This window comes from Paraburkholderia sp. HP33-1, from assembly GCF_021390595.1.
Classification (GTDB): Bacteria; Pseudomonadota; Gammaproteobacteria; order Burkholderiales; family Burkholderiaceae; genus Paraburkholderia.
In genome coordinates this window covers 1,430,131-1,448,587 of sequence record NZ_JAJEJR010000002.1, presented here as the reverse complement: position 1 = coordinate 1,448,587, position 18,457 = coordinate 1,430,131, and the positions used below count along the sequence as shown (strand labels likewise).

General features: G+C 65.7%; 16 protein-coding genes. 5 read left to right on the top strand and 11 right to left on the bottom strand.

Annotated features, from left to right (window positions below; genetic code table 11):
• Position 1: 1 nt before the first annotated feature.
• Together mdcA and L0U81_RS22525 are read right to left on the bottom strand one after the other, a co-directional pair.
• Positions 2–1,672, bottom strand: a complete 1,671-nt coding sequence (gene mdcA / locus L0U81_RS22530; RefSeq protein ID WP_233805712.1) for a malonate decarboxylase subunit alpha — start codon at positions 1,670–1,672, stop codon at positions 2–4.
• A gap of 8 nt (positions 1,673–1,680) precedes the next feature.
• A complete protein-coding gene (locus L0U81_RS22525; RefSeq protein WP_233805711.1) occupies positions 1,681–2,454 on the bottom strand; it encodes a GntR family transcriptional regulator in 774 nt (257 codons plus the stop codon).
• 204 nt (positions 2,455–2,658) lie between these two features.
• On the opposite strand from L0U81_RS22525, the gene L0U81_RS22520 reads away from it, so the two are divergent.
• Complete coding sequence (locus tag L0U81_RS22520; protein ID WP_233807894.1) at positions 2,659–3,957, top strand: MFS transporter; 1,299 nt, start codon at positions 2,659–2,661, stop codon at positions 3,955–3,957.
• 19 nt (positions 3,958–3,976) lie between these two features.
• On the opposite strand, the gene L0U81_RS22515 is transcribed toward L0U81_RS22520, so the two are convergent.
• A complete protein-coding gene (locus tag L0U81_RS22515) occupies positions 3,977–4,909 on the bottom strand; it encodes a DMT family transporter (RefSeq protein WP_233805710.1) in 933 nt (310 codons plus the stop codon).
• Positions 4,910–5,011: 102 nt separating this feature from the next.
• Between L0U81_RS22515 and L0U81_RS22510 the strand changes: the two genes are divergently transcribed.
• Positions 5,012–5,869 carry a LysR family transcriptional regulator gene (locus L0U81_RS22510; protein ID WP_233805709.1) on the top strand — a complete coding sequence of 286 codons (858 nt, stop codon included), beginning with the start codon at positions 5,012–5,014 and terminating at the stop codon, positions 5,867–5,869.
• A 23-nt stretch (positions 5,870–5,892) separates the two neighbouring features.
• Here the strand turns inward: L0U81_RS22510 and L0U81_RS22505 are convergent, their stop codons facing one another.
• From L0U81_RS22505 to L0U81_RS22480, 6 genes are all read right to left on the bottom strand, one after another.
• Positions 5,893–6,948, bottom strand: a complete 1,056-nt coding sequence (locus tag L0U81_RS22505; RefSeq protein WP_233805708.1) for an ABC transporter ATP-binding protein — start codon at positions 6,946–6,948, stop codon at positions 5,893–5,895.
• Positions 6,949–7,001: 53 nt separating this feature from the next.
• Complete coding sequence (locus L0U81_RS22500; RefSeq protein WP_233805707.1) at positions 7,002–8,606, bottom strand: ABC transporter permease; 1,605 nt, start codon at positions 8,604–8,606, stop codon at positions 7,002–7,004.
• Entirely contained in the window at positions 8,607–9,638 is a 1,032-nt protein-coding gene (locus tag L0U81_RS22495; protein WP_233807893.1) for an iron ABC transporter substrate-binding protein, read from the bottom strand.
• Between the two features lie 71 nt (positions 9,639–9,709).
• A complete protein-coding gene (efeB, locus tag L0U81_RS22490; RefSeq protein ID WP_233805706.1) occupies positions 9,710–11,014 on the bottom strand; it encodes an iron uptake transporter deferrochelatase/peroxidase subunit in 1,305 nt (434 codons plus the stop codon).
• A 37-nt stretch (positions 11,015–11,051) separates the two neighbouring features.
• Positions 11,052–12,203 carry a hypothetical protein gene (locus L0U81_RS22485; protein WP_442793444.1) on the bottom strand — a complete coding sequence of 384 codons (1,152 nt, stop codon included), beginning with the start codon at positions 12,201–12,203 and terminating at the stop codon, positions 11,052–11,054.
• Between the two features lie 110 nt (positions 12,204–12,313).
• Complete coding sequence (locus L0U81_RS22480; RefSeq protein WP_233805705.1) at positions 12,314–13,837, bottom strand: carbohydrate porin; 1,524 nt, start codon at positions 13,835–13,837, stop codon at positions 12,314–12,316.
• Between the two features lie 473 nt (positions 13,838–14,310).
• Here L0U81_RS22480 and L0U81_RS22475 point away from each other — a divergent pair, with 473 nt between their 5' ends.
• From L0U81_RS22475 to hutC (L0U81_RS22465), 3 genes are all read left to right on the top strand, one after another.
• On the top strand, positions 14,311–15,147 hold the full coding sequence (locus L0U81_RS22475) for an arylamine N-acetyltransferase family protein (protein ID WP_233805704.1): 837 nt from the start codon (positions 14,311–14,313) through the stop codon (positions 15,145–15,147).
• A 23-nt stretch (positions 15,148–15,170) separates the two neighbouring features.
• Positions 15,171–15,851 (top strand): methyltransferase family protein, encoded by a 681-nt coding sequence (locus L0U81_RS22470; RefSeq protein ID WP_233805703.1) that lies wholly within the window; start codon positions 15,171–15,173, stop codon positions 15,849–15,851.
• 139 nt (positions 15,852–15,990) lie between these two features.
• Complete coding sequence (gene hutC, locus L0U81_RS22465) at positions 15,991–16,743, top strand: histidine utilization repressor (protein WP_233805702.1); 753 nt, start codon at positions 15,991–15,993, stop codon at positions 16,741–16,743.
• A 20-nt stretch (positions 16,744–16,763) separates the two neighbouring features.
• Here the strand turns inward: hutC (L0U81_RS22465) and hutC (L0U81_RS22460) are convergent, their stop codons facing one another.
• Together hutC (L0U81_RS22460) and L0U81_RS22455 are read right to left on the bottom strand one after the other, a co-directional pair.
• Positions 16,764–17,564, bottom strand: coding sequence for a histidine utilization repressor (gene hutC, locus L0U81_RS22460; protein WP_233805701.1), 801 nt, complete (start codon positions 17,562–17,564; stop codon positions 16,764–16,766).
• Positions 17,561–18,448: an amino acid ABC transporter ATP-binding protein gene (locus tag L0U81_RS22455; RefSeq protein WP_326489851.1), complete on the bottom strand. Its 888-nt coding sequence runs from the start codon at positions 18,446–18,448 to the stop codon at positions 17,561–17,563. The genes hutC (L0U81_RS22460) and L0U81_RS22455 overlap by 4 nt, the downstream gene beginning before the upstream one ends.
• Positions 18,449–18,457 lie beyond the last annotated feature (9 nt).

Genomic DNA, 18,457 nt, shown 5'->3' with positions numbered 1-18,457 from the left:
GTCACCAGCTCCGGAAGCGCGCGGGCGGCGCGTACAGTCCGCCCGACCACGTGACCAGATCGTCGATGCTGCGCGCCGCGAGCAGCGACCGCTTCGCTTCGCCGCGCCGGATGCCGAGATCTTCCGGATACGCGACGATGCCGCGCCGGCGCAATTCGGCGGTTTTCTCCGTCTTCGCGCGCAAACCGATCGGCGTGACACCGGCCACTGCCGCGAGCGCCGCGCGCCGCTCGTCAATGCCCTCGGCCTTGTGCAGATGCGCGATGCCTTCCTCGGTGACCACATGGCTCACGTCGTCGCCGTAGATCATCACCGGCGCGATCGGCATATTGTTTTTCGCGCCGACGGCGACCGCGTCGAGTTCATCGACGAAGGTCGGCTCGCCGCCTTTCTTGTATGTCTCGGCAAGCTGCACGACGAGCTTCTGACCACGCGAAACGGCGCCGCCGCCCTTCAGCAGCTTCAGCCACGCCTCGCTCGAATGGCGCCGGCCGCGCGGATCGTGGCCCATGTTCGGCGCGCCGCCGAAACCCGCGAGCCGCCCGCGCGTGACCGTCGACGAATTCGCGTCCGCATCGATCTGCAACGTTGAGCCGATGAACAGATCGACGCCGTATTGCCCGGCCAGCTGACACAGCACGCGGTTCGAGCGCAGGCTGCCGTCGTTGCCGGTGAAGAACACATCGGGGCGCGCCTCGATATACGCCTCCATGCCGACTTCACTGCCGAAGCAGTGGATGCTGTCGACCCAGCCCGATTCGATCGCGGGAATCATCGTCGGGTGCGGATTGAGCGTCCAGTTGCGGCAGATTTTGCCTTTGAGGCCGAGCGACTCGCCATACGTGGGCAGCAGCAGTTCGATCGCCGCGGTATCGAAGCCGATGCCGTGATTCAGCGAGGTGACGCCATACGGCTCGTAGATGCCGCGAATCACCATCATCGCGGTCAGCACCTGCAAGTCGCCGATATGACGCGGATCACGCGTGAACAGCGGCTCGACCGCGAATGGCCGGTCCGCCTGCACGACCACGTCGACCCACGAGCCCGGAATGTCGACGCGCGGCAGTTCGTCGACGATCTCGTTGACCTGCACGATCACGATGCCGTGACGGAACGCGGCGGCCTCGGCGATGGTCGGTGTGTCCTCGGTATTCGGCCCGGTGTACAGGTTGCCGTGACGGTCGGCCTGTTCCGCGCACAGCAGCGCGACGTGCGGCGTCAGATCGACGAACATGCGCGCGTACAGCTCGACATACGTATAGATCGCGCCGATTTCGAGCTGGCCGTCTTCGAGCAGTTGCGCGACACGCAGACTCTGCGGCCCCGCGAATGAGAAGTCGACCTTGTGCGCGATGCCGCGCTCGAACAGCGTCAGATGTTCAGGACGACTGATGCTCGAAATCAGCAGATGCACGTCGTGCAGCTTTTGCGGATCGACCTTGGCGAGCGAGCGCGACAGGAAGTCGGCCTGCTTCTGGTTGTCGCCTTCGAGCGCGACACGGTCGCCGGGCTGGATCAGCGTTTCGAGCGCATCGACGATGCGGTGCGCGGGCAGCACGCCGTCTTCGAGCCACGGCGCGATGGCCGCGAGGCGGCGGTTCTTTTCGTCGCGACGGGTCGTCCACGAGCGGACGATGGACAGCGATGCGGCGGCTTCGGCGGGGTGGTTCATCGGCTGGGTCAGCTCCCGGTGGTGACGCGCGGACGTCGGCCGCGCGGCTTCGGTTGATGCGCAAGCGCGGCTTCCTCGCGCGCGCGCTCGGTCAGGAAACGATGCAGCAACTCGCCGGTGCCGAGCAGATGCGCGACGACGATCGACTGCGCGGCTGCGATATCGCGGCGCTCGACGGCTTCGAGCAGCGCGACGTGCTCGCTGTCGGACTCGCCCTTGTACGACGGTAAGCCGAATTTCAGGCGCAGGTAGCGTTCGCCGCGCCGGTGCAGGAGCCCGATCATGTCCTCGAGCTGCGGCCGGCCGGCGGGCGCGTAAAGACTCATATGAAACGCGGCATTGCGCGCGACGTACAGCGACGGGTCCGCTTCGCGTTCGGCGGCGCGGCACAAGTCCGTGACTTCGCGCAGCGTCGTGGCGGTGTGATTCGGAATCGCGAGGCCGAGCGCGAGACTTTCGAGCGCGGAGCGGATCTCGTAGATCTCGCGCGCCTCGTCGGCGGACAGCGGCGCGACGGTCGCGCCTTTATGGACCGCCGCGCGTGCCCAACCCTCGCTTTCGAGCTGGCGCAGCGCCTCGCGCACGGGAATCGCACTGACAGAGAAATGCCGGGCGATCGCGTCCTGCCGCAACGGTGCGCCAGGCGCGAGCGTGCCGTCGACGATCGCCGCGCGCAGCGCCTCCGCGATCACGTGCGAAGTGCTTTCGCGCGGCGCGGCAGCCGGAAGTATCGAACCGGACATAGGGGCATCCAGGGGAAAACCTTCAGTTGCGTGAGTCATGATATCAAATATTATATATAAAAAGACGCGCATTTCAGCGCGGGCAAACCCGGAAGAGTTTTCACGCATGTCCCGGCAAATACCCCGCGCCGTCCTCTGAGTTAGTTGTATGAGGACATCGCCGATCAATCAACGTCGTCGATCGCCTTCGAGCGCGCCTGTCGTTTTTCGTTACGTTCAACCATCGTAGGCTGGAGGAGCATGATGAATACAGTGACCGACCGACGAGCCGTCGTGCGTCAGCGCACACCGCTCAATCGTTCGCAGATCGCAGGGTTTTGGGGCGCGTGGGCCGGCTGGACGCTCGACGGCATGGACTCGTTCATTTACGCGCTGGTGCTCACGCCCGCGTTGACCGAGCTGTTGCCGCGTTCGGGCATCGCGGCGACGCCGTCGAACGTCGGCCTCGCGGGTTCGATCCTGTTCGCGCTGTTTCTTGTCGGTTGGGGGCTGTCGTTCATCTGGGGACCGCTCGCCGATCGCTTCGGCCGCACCAAGGTGCTCGCCGCGACGATCTTCACGTTCGCGATTTTCACGGGGCTCGCCGCGACCGCGAGCAACGTGTGGCAGCTCGCGATCTATCGTTTCATCGCGGGCGTCGGCATCGGCGGGGAATGGGCGCTTGCGGGCACCTACGTGGCCGAGGCATGGCCCGAGGATCGTCGCAAGATGGGCGCCGGGTATCTACAGACCGGCTACTACGCGGGATTCTTTCTCGCGGCCGCGCTCAATTACACAATCGGTGTGCATTTCGGCTGGCGGGCGATGTTCCTGACCGGCGCGGTGCCGGTCGTCGTCGCGATTCTGATTCTGCTGCGCGTGAAGGAGCCGGAGAAGTGGCAGAAGGCCGAGGCAAAGGCGGTGCGTGTGAAGCCATTGCGCGAGATCCTCGGACCGGCTTACCGGCGCCGCACATGGGTCGCGTGCATTCTGCTGACGATCGCGATCATCGGGCTGTGGGCGGGTGCCGTGTATGAGCCGTCCGCGGTCATCCAGCTCGCGACGCGCGCCGGCATGTCGAAGGGCGATTCGATTCGCACGGCGTCGCTTGCTACCGGTCTGCTGTCGATCGGCACGATCATCGGTTGCCTCGCGTTGCCGCCGCTGGCCGAGCGCATCGGCCGCAAGATGACGCTCGCGGTGTACTTCGCGGGGATGGCGGTGGCGATCGCGGCGAGCTTCGGCTGGGCGTTCTATCTGCCGAATGGCCTCGCGCCGTTTATCGCGTGGCTGTTCGTGCTGGGATTTTTCGGCGGCAACTTCGCGCTGTTCAGCCTGTGGCTGCCCGAGCAGTTCGAAACCCGCGTGCGCGCGACCGCGTTTGCGTTCTGCACGTCGTTTGGGCGCTTCGTCGGCGCGGGCGTCAACTTCCTGCTCGGCGCTGCGGTGCTGCATATGCAGACACTCGGCGTACCGATCGCGTTGACCGCGCTGGCGTTCGTGGTCGGCCTGTTGGTGATTCCGTTCGCGCCGGAGACGCGCGGCGAGGTTCTGCCGCAGTGAGAGAGTGGCGGGGCGCGCTTTACTTCGCGTGACTGCGCGCCCGCCCGTTCGGATTGACCAGCGTGAGCAACGGCCAGCCGAGATTGACGCCAAGACTCGCGGCGACGATCAGCGCCATGCCCGCGAGTTGCGATGGCGACAGCGCGCGGCCGTACACGAGCGCATCCACGACGATCGCGGTCAGCGGATAAACGAACAGCAGCACCGCGATGACCGGCGTGCTGAGCCTGGGCAGCGCGCCGTAAATCAGCACATACGACAAGCCCGTGTGCAGGACGCCCATGCCGACCAGCCAGAACCACTGCATCGGACCGATATACGTGAGCGTCAAAGGCGCGATCAGCGGCGCAATCAGCGGCAGGCAGATCACGCCGACCGCGCATTGCGTGAGCGTCAGCAGATGCGGGCGCAATTCGCCGAGACTCTTGGCGATCAGCGTGACGCTCGCATACAGCAGTGAGCCGAGCAGCGCTTCGCTCAAGCCGATCAGATAGCTGGTGTGGCCTTGCAGATTGCCGGCGGCGATCACGCCCGACGCGAGCACGAGCCCGACGAACGCGGTCGCGATCCAACCGAGCCGGTCCGCGCCGAGCCGCTCGTTGAACAGCGCCGCGCCGATCAACACGACCCAGAACGGTTGCACATGAAACACCACGGTCGCGACCGCGATGCTGGTGCGATGAATCGCGTCGAAAAAGCCGACCCATTGCGTGACCATCAGCACGCCGGAAATCAGCGCGAGAAACATCGTGCGGCGCGTGAACTGCGTGCGCGTGAAAAAGCCCTTCCACGCGCAATACGCGGCGAGCGACAGAAAGCCGAACAGGCATCGGAAGAAAACGAGCGTCAGCGCATCGAGCCGCGCTTCCTCGACGAAAACGCCGATCGTGCCCATCAGCAGCCCGCCACTCGCCAGCGTGATCGCGCCTTGTTGACGTGAGGTGAGGGACATGCGCAACGACTCCGTAAGACGATGCCTGCGAGTATTGCGCCGCTTGCGGCCTCATCACAAACGAATTAAATTGAGCAATTCCATAAGCCCGGTTGATAAATCGTGAACCCTGAATTCGACGTCGACCTGTTGCGCAGCTTCGTCGCGGTGGTGGAGGCGGGCAGCTTCACGAAAGCGGCGGCGAGCGTGCATCGCTCGCAGGCGGCGGTCAGCATGCAGATCAAGCGGCTCGAAACGATGCTCGGCACGACGCTGTTCGCACGCAACACGCGCAACCTGGCGCTGACGCGGCCCGGCAATACGCTGCTCGAATACGCGCGTCGGGCGCTCGCGCTGCAGGAGGAGGCGTGGTCGGCGATCGTGCGGCCCGAGGTGACCGGGCGCGTGGTGCTCGGCGCGCCGGACGACTATGTGTCGTCGCTGCTGTCGCCGGTGTTGCGGCGTTTCGCGACGCTGTACCCGCGCGTCGAGATCGAGATCGTCTGCGCGCAGAGCACGGCGCTCGCGCCGATGCTCGCCGACAACAAGATCGACCTCGCGTTCGTCACGCGCGACCGCAAACTGCGCGGCGAATTCGTGCGCAGCGAGCCGATGGTGTGGGTGGGGGCGTCGGTCGATACGCCGGTGTTGAAGGCCTCGCCGTTGCCGGTGGGCTTGTACGAGCCGGGCTGCGTCGCGCGTCAGCACACGCTTGCTGCGCTGGATGGCGCGCGCATCCGTTATCGCGCGGCGTTCAGCAGCGCGAGCCTGATGGGGCTCGTGGCGACCGTGGATGCTGGTCTGTCGGTGATTGCTCTGACGCGCTGCAGCGTGCCGCCGCGTCTCGCGATACTCGGCGACGCGCAAGGTCTGCCGAGAATTGCGCCGCTCGAAATCGTGGTCGCGCGCAGCGCGAAATCGGATCGGCCGACCTGCGATTATCTGGCGCAGCAGATGGTGCAGGACCTGTCATTGCGGTAGCTGGGAACGCCAGCCCTGACCGTTCAGGTACGCGAATAAGCCGTCACTTCTCCCTCGACAGCGAGCCGCACGCGCTCGCCTGGCCGCGGGCACAGATAGCCGGGCACGCGCGCGCGCACCATCGTGCGCGTGGCGGACTGCAATTGCAACGCCACGCTCGCGTCCTGCCCCTGGAAGATCACATCGGTGACGAGCGCGTCGTGTGCGGCACCGGTGCGCACGGTTTCATCGGCGCGTAGCAGACGGATCTGCTCGGGACGCAACATCACGTCGACCGCGCCGTTGCCCACGCGCGCGACCAGCTCGAGTTCGCCGAGCTCGCAGCTCACGCGATCCTGTTGCGCGACGCCCGGCAACAACACCGCTTCGCCGACGAACGACGCAAGCTCGCGCGTCAGGGGCCGGCGGTACAGCGCCTCGGGCGTCGCGGTCTGGATCAGCCGGCCGTTCCACAGCACCGCGACTTCATGCCCGAGCGACAACGCCTCGGACTGGTCGTGCGTGACCAGCACGGCAGTCGCGCCGGCCGCGCCGAGCGCACGCGCGACCGCCTGGCGCGTTTCGACGCGCAACGCGGCGTCGAGCGATGAGAACGGCTCGTCGAGCATGACCAGCGTTGGAGCAGGTGCGAGCGCGCGGGCGAGCGCGACGCGCTGCTGCTGGCCGCCCGATAGTTGCTGCGGCGCGCGCTCGCCGAAATGCGCGGGCAGGCCGACCAGCTCCAGCAGTTCGGCGACGCGATGCCGCGCGCGGCGCTGCGCGCGCGGCAGGCCGAACACGATGTTGTCCGCGACCGACAGATGCGGAAACAGCGCGCCTTCCTGCGGCACGTAGCCGATGCGGCGTTGTTCCGACGGCACGTGCAGGTTGTCGCCGACGACGCGTCGTCCGTCGATCTCGACGCTGCCGCCGTCCGCGCGCTCGAAGCCGCACAACAGGCGCAACAGCGTGGTCTTGCCGCTGCCCGAGGGGCCGAGCAGCGCGAGCAGCGTGCCGCGCTCGACCGAGAGATCGATGCCGTGCAGCACCGGGTGACCGTCGAACGATTTCTGCAGTCCGCGGATACGAAGTTCGCTCATGAAAATCCGAAGCAGGTCGAAGAAAAGCAGCGATCAAAAAAAGCAGGCGCGTGTTAGCCTCGCTCGCCGAGCAGCGCCGAACGGCCGAGCAGCGTGAACAGCAGCCCCGAGGCGAACAGCGAGATGCCGGTCAGCAGCGCCGCATACGGCGCGGCGGCGGCGAACGCCATCGTCGAAGTATCAGCCCAAATCTGGGTAGCGAGCGTTTGCGTATCGAGCGGCGACAGCAGCAGCGTCGCGTTCAGCTCGGTGACGACCGAGATGAACACCATCGCAGCGGCCGCGCCGAGCCCGGGGCCCGCGAGTGGCAGGACCACGCGCACGAGCGTCTGGGTCCAGTTCAAGCCGAGCGCGCGCGCGGTTTCCTCGAGGCGCGGCTGCGCCTGCATGAATGCGGCGCGTACGCTGACGAGCGCGACCGGCATGAACAGGATCGCGTACGCGACGACCAGCAGCGTCGCGCTTTGATAGAGCGGCTGCAGCGCATGCACCGCGAGCGAGACGATCGCGAGCGCAATCACGAGCCCCGGCACGCCCTGCGCGAGAAACACGGTGCGCTCGAACAGCGTCGCGAAACGCGTCGGATAACGCACCAGCAGAAACGCGAGCGGCACGACGAGCAGGGTGGTCAGCGCGGCGGCGGCGAGGCCGAAACCGAGCGACGACAACGTCGCGTTCCACAGCAACTCGGGCGACACATCGGCGGGCGTCACGGCGGCCGCGCCCGGCTGCGTGAGCCAGAAGCCGATCATGCCGAGCGGCACGCCGAGCGTCGCGAGCGTGAGCAGCGCAAAACCCGCGACGACGAGCCAGCGCCACGCGCCGAGCTGGTAGCGCAACACCGCGCGGCGCGTGCCGCGATCGACGCGCTCGTAGCGCGCCGCGCCGCGCACGTGAAACTCGAATGCGAGTACGACGAGGCAGATCACGATCAGCAGACACGCGAGCAGCGATGCGCCGCCGCCGTCGAAACTGGTGCGGTATTCCGCGTAGATCTGCGTGGTGAACGTGCGGAAGCGCAGCAGCGTGAACGCGCCGAACTCTGAGAGCACGCCGAGCGCGACTAGCAGCATGCCGCCGAGCAGCGCCGGGCGCAGTTGCGGCAGCACGACGCGCACGAAGCTGGTCCAGCGGTTGCAGCCGAGCGCGCGTGAGCTTTCCTCGAGGGCCGGGTCCATGCCGCGCAACGCGGCGGCGACCGGCAGATAGACGAGCGGAAAATACGCGCAGCTCAGCACGAGCAGCGCGCCGTTGAAGTCCTGCAAGTCCTCGCTCAACGACACCCACGCATAGCTCGAAATGAACGCTGGCATGGCGAGCGGCGCGGCACACAGCACGGCCCACGCGCGCCGTCCGGGCAGATGCGTTCGTTCGACGAACCACGCGGCGGCTGTGCCGATCACCGCGCAGACCAGCGTCGTCGTGACGGTGATCAACACCGTGTTGACGAGCAACTCGCCGACGAGCGGCCGCCAGATCAGATCGAGCGCGTCACCGAGGTCGAAGCTCGCCGCGCGCCAGAACGTAAACGCAATCGGCAGCAGCACCAGCAAAGCGCTGAGTGCCGCCGCCGCGAACAGGCCGCACGGCGCGCGCGTCCGCACGCGCGCCGGGGCAGGGGGGACAGCCGGCGGACCGGCTGACAGAGCTTCGCTCATTTACAGAAGACCTGCCTGACGCAGCAGCTTGCCGGCCTGGCTATCGTCGCCGAGCTGCTGAATCGTCAGCGTGGGCGGAGTCAGTTCGGCGAACGGTTTGAGGATCGGGTCCGGCGCGACGCCCGCGTGCAGCGGATACTCGAACATCACGTGGCTGTTGGCCATCAGTTGCTGCGCGCGTTCGCTGACCAGATAGGCGAGAAACTTCTGCGCACCGTCCGCGTTGTGCGCGGACTTCAGCACGGCCGCGCCCGATACGTTGACGAGCGCGCCGGCGTCGCCGTGGCCGAAGTGATAGATCGCGCTGCGGGTTTTCGCATCGCCGATTTCCGCATGCAGACGAGTCCAGTAGTAGTTGTTGATCAGACCGGTCGCGACCGCGCCGCGATTGACCGCGGCGACCACGCCTTCGTCGTCGTCGAAGATCTGCGAGTTGGCTTTCAGGCCCTTCAGCCATGCGAGCGTCTGCTCTTCGCCCTTCAGCGCGAGCACCGCGCTTACGAGCGGCAGGAAATCGGCGTCGCTCGGCGCGATGCCGACCTTGCCTTTCCATTCCGGCTTCGCGAGGTCGAACACCGATTGCGGCAGCTGCGACGCCTGCAGTTTCGTCGTGTTGTACGCGAGCACGCTCTCGCGCGCGGTCACGGCGACCCACACGCCGCCCGGCGAATTGAAACGAGCCGGCACAGCGCCGAGCGTCGCTGCGTCAACCTTCGCGAGCAGACCCTTTTCCTCGAGCAGCATCAGCTCCGGCGAGTTCTCCGTGAAGTACACGTCGGCGGGCGACGCCGCGCCTTCCGCGACGATCTGCGCGGCGAGCGCCGGCCCTTCGCCGTTGCGGATTTTCACGGAGATGCCCGACTGCTTTTCGAAGTCCTTGGCGAGCAGATTGACGACCTGCTCGTGCTGCGCGTTGTACAGCGTGATCGACGCGGCATGGGCCGCCGACGGCATCGTCCCGAGCGCGGTGAGCGAGAGTGCGGCCACGCTGCCTAGCGCGCGCAAGCGGGTGGCAAACCAGGAATAAGCCATGTTGCAGAAGTCCGTGTTGATTGTGTTGAGTGAGCCCGGCGTTGCGCGCCCGGCGTTCTTCGTTGACTTCATCACGTCTCGAACAGCCCCGCGCCGACATACGAACCCGGCTTCGCCCCCGGCGGCACGACGAAGATCGCACTGCCGATGTGGGTCGTGAACTGGTTCATCATGTCGAACTTCGCGAGCCGGTCGTTGATCGGGATGAAGCCGGTGCGCGGGTCGCGCTGGTGCGCGATGAAAATCAGCCCCGCGTCGTACTCGGTTTCCTGGCGCCACGGCGGCCAGCGCTCGATATAGAAGTTCGTGCCTTCGTTGTACGAATACGAGCGGCGCAGAATCTGCGCGCCGTTGTTGCTAGCCTGATTCGACAGACGCACGTGCGAGTTCTCCGGGATCATCGGGTTGCCGTCCTTGTCCGCGGCCTTCAGGTCCACCGCGTCGAACTCGTTCTTGCTGCCGATCGGCGCGCCGCTGTACTTGTGGCGGCCGAACACCTGTTCCTGAAAGCCCAGCTCGGTGTTGTCCCAATGTTCGAGCGTGATGCGGATGCGGCGCACGACCGTATAGGTGCCACCTTCCATCCACGGCGCGTCGTCGGTGGCGCGGGCCCACACGAACTGGTTCATCAGCTCCGGCTTCGCGGTCGACGGATTGTTGGTGCCGTCCTTGAAGCCCATCAGATTGCGCGGCGTCTGACCGCGCGGACCGGACAGGAAACCGGCCTGGCCCCAGCGCATCGTCGCGACGCCATAGGCGCGGCGCGACAATTGGCGCACCGCGTGAAACGCGACCTGCGCGTCGTTCGCGCATGCCTGGATGAACAGGTCGCCGCCGGTTTTCTCCTTGATCAGCTGATCGCCGTTGAAGCGTGGCAAATCGACGAGTGCGGCGGGGCGGCGCGAGGCGAGCCCGTAGCGGTCCTTACCGTCCTTCGTGAAGAGGCCGGGGCCGAAGCCGAACGTGATCGTCAGACCGTTCGGGCCGAGGCCGAGCACGTCGCCGGAATCGGGCGCGGCCTGGTTGTCGCCGACGGGCATCGCGAACGCCGTGCCGCCCTGGGTGAGACGAGCGGCCGCTTCGGTCCAGGCGCGCAGCAGTGCGATCACGTCGTCGCGCTTGTCAGTGGTCAGATCGAGCGCGGCGACGTAAGTGTGGCTCTGCTGCGGCGTGACGATGCCGCCTTGATGCGGGCCGTAGAACGGCTCGACCGCGAGCTGCGGATCGGCGTTCTGCGCGCTATGCGCGGGCGCCTTCGCGAGCGCGGCCGGCGAGTTCGCAAGCCCGGCGCCGAGACTCGCGCCGGCGGCGACCGCGGCGCCGCCCGCTTTCAGGAAGCCGCGTCGTGACGGCCGTGGGGGGTGATCGTTTGTCATGGTCACTTCATCTTCTTGAAGCCTGCGTGGGTGCCGCTTACTTCGCGAGCACCAGCGTATTCACGTCGTCTTCGACGTAGTAGAAGCCGTCGCCTTGCGGCGTCATCGCGATACCGAACAGGTCGCCGTTGCCGGGGGGCGATTGCGCCTTGTCGGTATCGATCCAGCGTGCGTAGAGCTGCGTGCCGGTCGCCGGATCGATCTCGACGACCTGGCCGTTCAGCGCGTTGGTCACGAGCAGGTGCCCGTTGGGCGCGCTGACCATCGCGAGCGGACGATGCAGCAGGCCGTCGGCACTCAGCTGGCGGCCGACGCCCGCGCTGGTATCACGCGTGAGCGGATCGTCGATCTCGGTGATGCGGTTGCCGATCGCATCGGACACGTACAGCAGTTTCTGATCGGCCGACAGCGCGAGGCCGGTCGGCCCGACGAGGAACACGCCCTTGTCGGCCTGCGCGCCGAAGCCGCTGCCGATCACGGTTTCCTTCTTCACGACGGGCGGCTTGCCTTCGGGCACGTCGAGTTCCAGGCGCAGCACGGTGGCCTGCTTGAATACGGGCGGATTGCCGTCCGCGCCGCCGACACCGAAGCCCGCATTGCTGACGAACAGTGTCGCGCTCGTGCCGTTGTCGACGACCGCCATGTTGCCCCACGGGTCGTTGATGTTCGGTGTCGAGATCGACGACGCGATCTTACCCTGCGGGTCGATCACGATCAGGCAGCCGGCGCCTTTCGTACCGGTCGTGCCGTCGTTGCTAGGCGTGCTGCCGACGATCACCCAGCCGGACTTCAGCATCGTCATCGCGGTGGACAGGCCGATGCCGCCCGGGCATTGCTTCAGGTCGCGCGGCACGGCCGCGAACACCGTCGTCTGTCTGGTGTCCGGGTGATAGTCGATGATCGTGCTGCCGGTGCCTTGCAGATTCGTCGAGTTGTTGAAGTTGCCGACCAGAACGTCGCCTTGCTTCACGGTGCCCGCGCTGACCGGCGCGACCACGATCGCGTACGGGTTCTGGTCGCCGTTGTCGGGCACTGTGTTGATCAGCGTCGTGTGATGCTTGATGGTTTCAAGGAAGCCTTGCGGCTCGGCCTGTGCGTTGACGGCCACCGTGAGGGCGGCGGCGCCGGCCGTCGCGGTGAGCAGGGCTCGCGCGGCGCGTGGCGAAAACTTGCGCGTGAGTGGATTCACGATTGGGCCTCCGTAGGGGCGCACAAAGCTGGGATGGCGGTGACGATCGAAAGCATGGGAAGTGCTGGTCCGGTTACGTGAGTTTGCGTATCACTGTGAGGCGAGCGGCATCAGAAATTGATCGTGGTCCGCATGCCGACGACGAACGTATTGCGCAGCGGCTGCGTCGGGTCGGTCGGGTTCTGGCCCGCGCCGGCGTTGAACGTGTATTGCGCGTCGGCCTGCAGCTGCCACCACGGATTGACCTGGTACTGATAGGTCGCTTCGAGCGTGGTTTCGCTGGTGCGCACGCCGTACGGGCTGCCGTTGAATGCCAGGAAGTCCTGATCAAGTCCGTTGACGTGACTGCCGATCTTGATGTAGGTCAGCGCGAGGCCGGCGCTGTCGTTGTCGCGGCCCTTGAACGGCGCCTTCAGCACGACGCCGAGGTTGGCCGCGACGCTCACGAGGTTGCGATCGCCCGGCGCGCCCATCACCCGCGCGAACACGCCGAGGCTGCGCGGTTCGTCGGGGTCGGGGCGCCACACCATCTGGTCGGCGACGGCGTAGAAGCTGTAGTTGCCGTTGTGATTCGCGGGGATACCGCTCGACGCTGGATTCGCGAGCGACAGCCCCATGTTGTCGTAACGCTGATCGGCGAACTTGTTGGTGTTGTACCAGACGCCGAGCTTGTAGGTGCCCGGCAGACCGGCACGACCCACGCCGACCATTTCGCCTTCGGCCGGCTGGTTGATCGCGTACTGCAACTCGCCGATCCACAACGCGCCGTTATGCAGGTTGAAGTTCGTGCCGCTCATGTTGCTCGGGTCGTTGCCGAGCGGGTCGCCGGAGTACACGCCGGCGAGCGCGGTCAGCGACGGCGTGATCTGGCCGCGCACGCGTACGCCGAGACCCGCGAGCGGATAGGCGGGTCCGCCCGACGGCATGTCGTACGAGGGCAGCGCGGGCCAGCCGAACATCGTGTTGAGGAACAGGGCCGCATACGTGCTCGTGATGAATTCCTGGTCGAGACTCTGCTGGCCGATCTTTACGTCGACGCGCTTGTTCAGGAATGACTGCTGATACCAGAGCTCCCACAGACGCGTCGCGTCGTCGGCCTCGATGCCGCTTGCCGTGTTCAGCGTGCCGAGCTTGTTCGCGCTCAGGTTCGCGCCGTGAATCTGCAGCGCGCTGACGTTGAAGAGGCCGCCCGGAAGGCCGAACGCTTTTTGCGTATCCATCTGCAAGGTGGCGGTGGTCAGGCCGTCGTAATCGGCGCCGCGCTCGAGACCGCCGCGCAGATTGGCCAGCACTTCGCTGGTTTCGGTCAGCGTGAAGGTCATCCCGTACTTGCCGAGCCACGGACGCAGGCCGCCCATGTCGCCGAGCAATTGCTGACGGTTCCACAGGCCCGTCCATTGGTTGGTCTGCGTCGCCTGAATGTTCAGGTCGGCTTCAGGGGCTTCCGGGTTGGCATCGGGGTTGGCTTCGGCCAGCGCCGAATGGGCGGTCAACGAGGCCCACGCGAAGGCCGTGCAGACGGCGGCGCGCCGCATCGAAGGCAAACGCGTACGATGAGTTGCGCCTGTATGTGCAGAAGAGTCGCAAATGGAACGCGCATTGGCGCGCGTTCCAGCGAGTTGGGCGAACTTCATCCAAATCCTTATTAGTGTTGTTTCGACCGATGTGATCAATTTGCGACTGCCTGGCGCGGCCTCGCGTGATGTTCCGGGATGCCAAAGCAGCAGATGGCGTGATCGTACGCAAGCGTATTGCGAGAGTCAACACAAATGAGAACGATTCGCAACAAGATTACGGAAATGTAATTCCAAGATTGACGGAGTATCCGAAAACTGCATGAAGACGTACGGCGACGTTAGTCACAACGCAATGCAAACGTATTGATTCAGTCCGACCGAACGTGCGAAAGGGTGGGGTGTCGAAGCGCACGGGTAACCCCGAAAGTAAGAGTAAGGAGGTCGAAATGAGCAAGCGCATTCTTGTGGTGGTCGACGTTGAAAGGGGGTGGGCACCTTGCGTTTTGCGGCGCGGCGTCGCTCATGAGCCGATGTCGCGCCGAAAGCCGCTATGATCGCGTCGAACCCGCAACCCAACCGGAATTCCGCCGATGTCCCACACCATCAATCTGGAAAGCTACTTCGCCCGCATCGGCTATCAAGGCCCGCGCGCCGCTACGCTCGACGTGTTGCGGGCGATTCACCGGCTGCATCCCGCCGCGATCCCGTTCGAGAACCTGAACCCGCTGACGGGCCGGCCGGTCAGGCTCGACCTCGAAGCCATCGAACGCAAGCTCGTGAGCGCCAGGCGCGGCGGCTATTGCTTCGAGCAGAACCTGCTGTTTGCGAACGTGCTGATGCAACTCGGCTTCAAGGTGACGCCGCTGCTCGCGCGGGTCGTATGGGGCCGCGAGCCCGGCACGATTGCGCCGCGCACGCACACGGTGCTGCGCGTCGATATCGACGGCGAAGCGTGGATAGCCGACGTGGGCTTCGGCGGCGTGACGCTGACCGCGCCGCTGCGTCTGACCGCCGGCCTCGCGCAGCCGGTTCCGCTCGGCACGTTCCGCCTCGCAGACGCAGGGCACGACACCGTCTATCTCGAGGTGTTGGCCCCGGACGAAAGCTGGGTGCGCGTTTATCACGTGGGTCTGCGCGCAGTCGAGTGGGTCGACTATGAAACCTCAAACTGGTACTCGTCGACGTCGCCGGATTCGATCTTCCTGCGCAACCTGATCGTGGCCCGCGTGTTGCGCGAGTCGCGCCTGGCGCTGTTCAACGATCAGTTCAACGAGCGTGACGGAGAAGGACAGATCGTCGACGAACGGCGCCTCGCGAGCGCCGCCGAACTCGCCGATTGTCTGCGCGAACGCTTCGGTGTGAACCTGGAGGACGTCGATATCGCCGACGTGTTCGAGCGCGTGCGCACGCGCAACGAGACCGCGTAACGAGACCGCTGGAGGGAGCCGCCATGGTCACGCGTCTGATCCTGCAATCGCTGGCGTGGCTGGCGGTCATGGGCGGGTTGCTGTTCGGCTCGGCCGGCACGCTCGCGTGGCCGGCCGCGTGGTGGTATCTGATCGAGCTGGCGGTGTTGAGCCTGTGGCTCGGCTTATGGCTCGCGCGTCACGATCCCGGGTTGCTTGCGGAGCGGCTCGCGCCGTTGGTGCAGGCGCAGCAGAGTCGCTGGGATCGTCCGTTCATGGCCGCAATCTGGACTGTATGGTGCGGCTGGCTGATCCTGATGGGCTTCGACGCGATGCGCTTTCGCTGGTCCGCGCCGGTGCCGGCGTGGCTCATGATCTTCGGCGCGCTGTGCGTGTTCCTGTGCATCTTTATTTGCCGCTTCGTATTTCGCGCGAACAGCTATGCGGCGCCGGTCGTCAAGATCCAGGCGAGCCGCGGGCACAAGGTCGCCGACACCGGTCCCTATGCCTACGTGCGTCATCCGATGTACGCGTGCGCGCTGCTGTTCTTCGTCGGCACGCCACTGCAGCTCGGCTCGTGGTGGGGGTTCGCGGCGCTGCCCGTGATGGCGTACGGCATGGGCTGGCGCGCGGTGCGCGAGGAGCGGCTGCTTGCCGAGCAGCTCGACGGCTACTCGGCCTACATGGAACGCGTGCGTTACCGTTTCGTGCCGTTTATCTGGTAGCGCGTTCCGGTGGTACCGCCGCCGTCGAATTGGGTAAGATTGGGCCCGGCCGCCGGAGATCCGGCCACGGTGTACCTGATGTCACACCGGCGAACCACCGATGAGGTTTGGAGTGAAAACAACTACACAGGCGCACAAAATGCCCGCCGTACAGACCGAGCAGAAACAGGATTTCGCCGAACGCGATGGTGATACGCCGGCCAAAGCGATGCCCGCGTACGAACAGATCAAACGCTACGTGCTCCAGCGCATCAGCGAAGGCGAATGGAAGCCAGGCGGGCTGATCCCTTCCGAAACTGAACTGGTCAAGGAGTTCGGCGTTGCGCGCATGACGGTGTCGCGCGCGCTGCGCGAGCTGACCGCCGAGCGTGTACTCACGCGCGTGCAGGGCTCGGGCACCTTCGTCGCGCCGCAACGGTATGAATCGACGGTGCTGGAGATCCGCAATATCGCTGATGAAATCGCCGCGCGCGGTCATCGTCACTCGGCGCGCGTGCTGACGCTCGAACCGAGCGACGACGCCGATGCGCTCAAAGCGCTCGGTCTCGCGAGCGGTCCCGCGTTTCATTCGTGCATCGTGCACAGCGAGGAAGGCGAGCCGATCCAGTACGAAGACCGCTTCGTCAATCCGAAGGTGTTCCCTGAATATCTGCAGCAGGACTTCTCGGTCGAAACGCCGAATCACTACATGGTGCGGCTCGCGCCGGTGCAGCGCGCCGAGTTTCGCATTTATGCGCAGAAGCCCGACGCCTATGTGCGGCGTCATCTGATGATGGATATCGGCGAGCCGTGTCTGCTGTTGTGGCGGCGCACGTGGGTCGGCGAGAACGTCGCGACGTCGGTTTGGCTATGGCATCCGGCGTCGCGCTTTCATCTGGCCGGGACTGTCTAGCAGGGTTTCTGAAGCGCGCTTTATCCCTGCCGCTGCGATGTATTCGGCGAAAAGCGGCAACCGAGTCGATAGCGCGAACCCGGGTGCACGAAGCGCGCGAACGTCACCGCGACGCCGCTCGTCCACGTGCGGCGCGTCAGCGTGAGGCACGGCTCCTCGGCGTGAATTTCGAGCAACCCGGCTTCGGCGGGCGTCGGCAGCGCTGCGTCGACCACGTGTTCGAGATCGTGCATCGGCACGACCGTCAGCAGATACTCGGACGGCTTGAGCGCCGAAAAATCGTGCTGTAGAAAGTCGGGCGCGACGGCCGGATTCACATAGCGATCTTCCAGCTGCACCGGCTGGCCGTTCTCGCGATGCACGCAGACGACATGAAACACCGAAGCGCCCGGCGCGAGCCCCAATGCGTTCGACACCGTGACCGACGCGGTCTCGCGCTGCAACAGCACCATGTCGCAGCGATACGCGTGCCCGCGCGAGCGGATTTCGTCGCCGATATGGGCGATCATCAGCAGTGTCGATTGCGGCTTGTTCGGGGCGACGAAAGTGCCGACGCCCGAGACGCGCGTGACGAGTCCCGCGTCCGCGAGTTCGCGCAGCGCGCGATTGACCGTCATGCGCGATACGCCGAGCGTCGCGACGAGGTCGAGCTCTGAAGGCAGCCGATCGCCCGCTTGGCGCTCGCCCGATTCGATGATCTGGCGGATGTGCTGCTTGACCTGTTCGTAGCGCGCGGCGGGTGGGTCGTCGGAGCCGCGTGCGGTTTTGGCCGCGCTGGCGGAGGATTTGCCTTGACGCTTGTTGCGAACGATGGTGCTCATAGCGGCTGGGTGTCGTCGGGGCCGCGCGTCCAGAACGCATTGCGGTCCAAATAGTTTTGCAGAAACTGCCGCAGACGCGGCTGCGCGGCATCGTGAAACACGTCGCGCGGTTTGCCCTGCACGGCGACGCGGCCTTGATCGATGAACACGACCTTGTCGGCGACCTGCGCGGCAAAGCCCATTTCATGCGTGACCACGGCCATCGTCATGCCGTCGCGCGCGAGCTGCTTCATCACCTGCAGCACTTCGCCGACGAGCTCCGGATCGAGCGCCGAAGTCGGTTCGTCGAACAGCATGATGTGCGGCTCCATCGCGAGCGCGCGTGCAATCGCCACGCGCTGCTGTTGACCACCCGACAGCTTGGCCGGATAGGCGTCGCCCTTGTGCGCGAGGCCCACCGTCTCCAGCATCGTGTTTGCACGGCGGCGCGCTTCGTCGTGCGACAGGTGCCGCACGCGCAGCAACGCTTCCATCACGTTGCCGAGCGCCGTCATGTGCGGCCACAAATTGAACTGCTGAAACACCATGCCGACATTGCGACGCACGCGGTTGATCTCGCCATGCGATGCGCGCACGCGTTTGCCGTTGCGCTCGGTATAGCCGAGCAGTTCGCCTTCGATGCGCACGTCGCCGTGATCGTAGGTTTCGAGCGCGGCGAGGCACCGCAGCAGCGTGCTCTTGCCCGAGCCCGACGGCCCGATCACGCAGACGACTTCGGAGCGCGCGATCTCGAGATCGACGCCGCGCAGCACCTCGACATCGCCGAAGCGTTTGCGTAGATCGCGCACTTCGATCAGCGGCGCGGCGTTCGGTGCGCTCGCCGTGGCGCTCGCGGACGGCGCGGAAGATTGCGCGGAGGAGGACATGTCGGCGATGGCGTTCATAGGAATTCG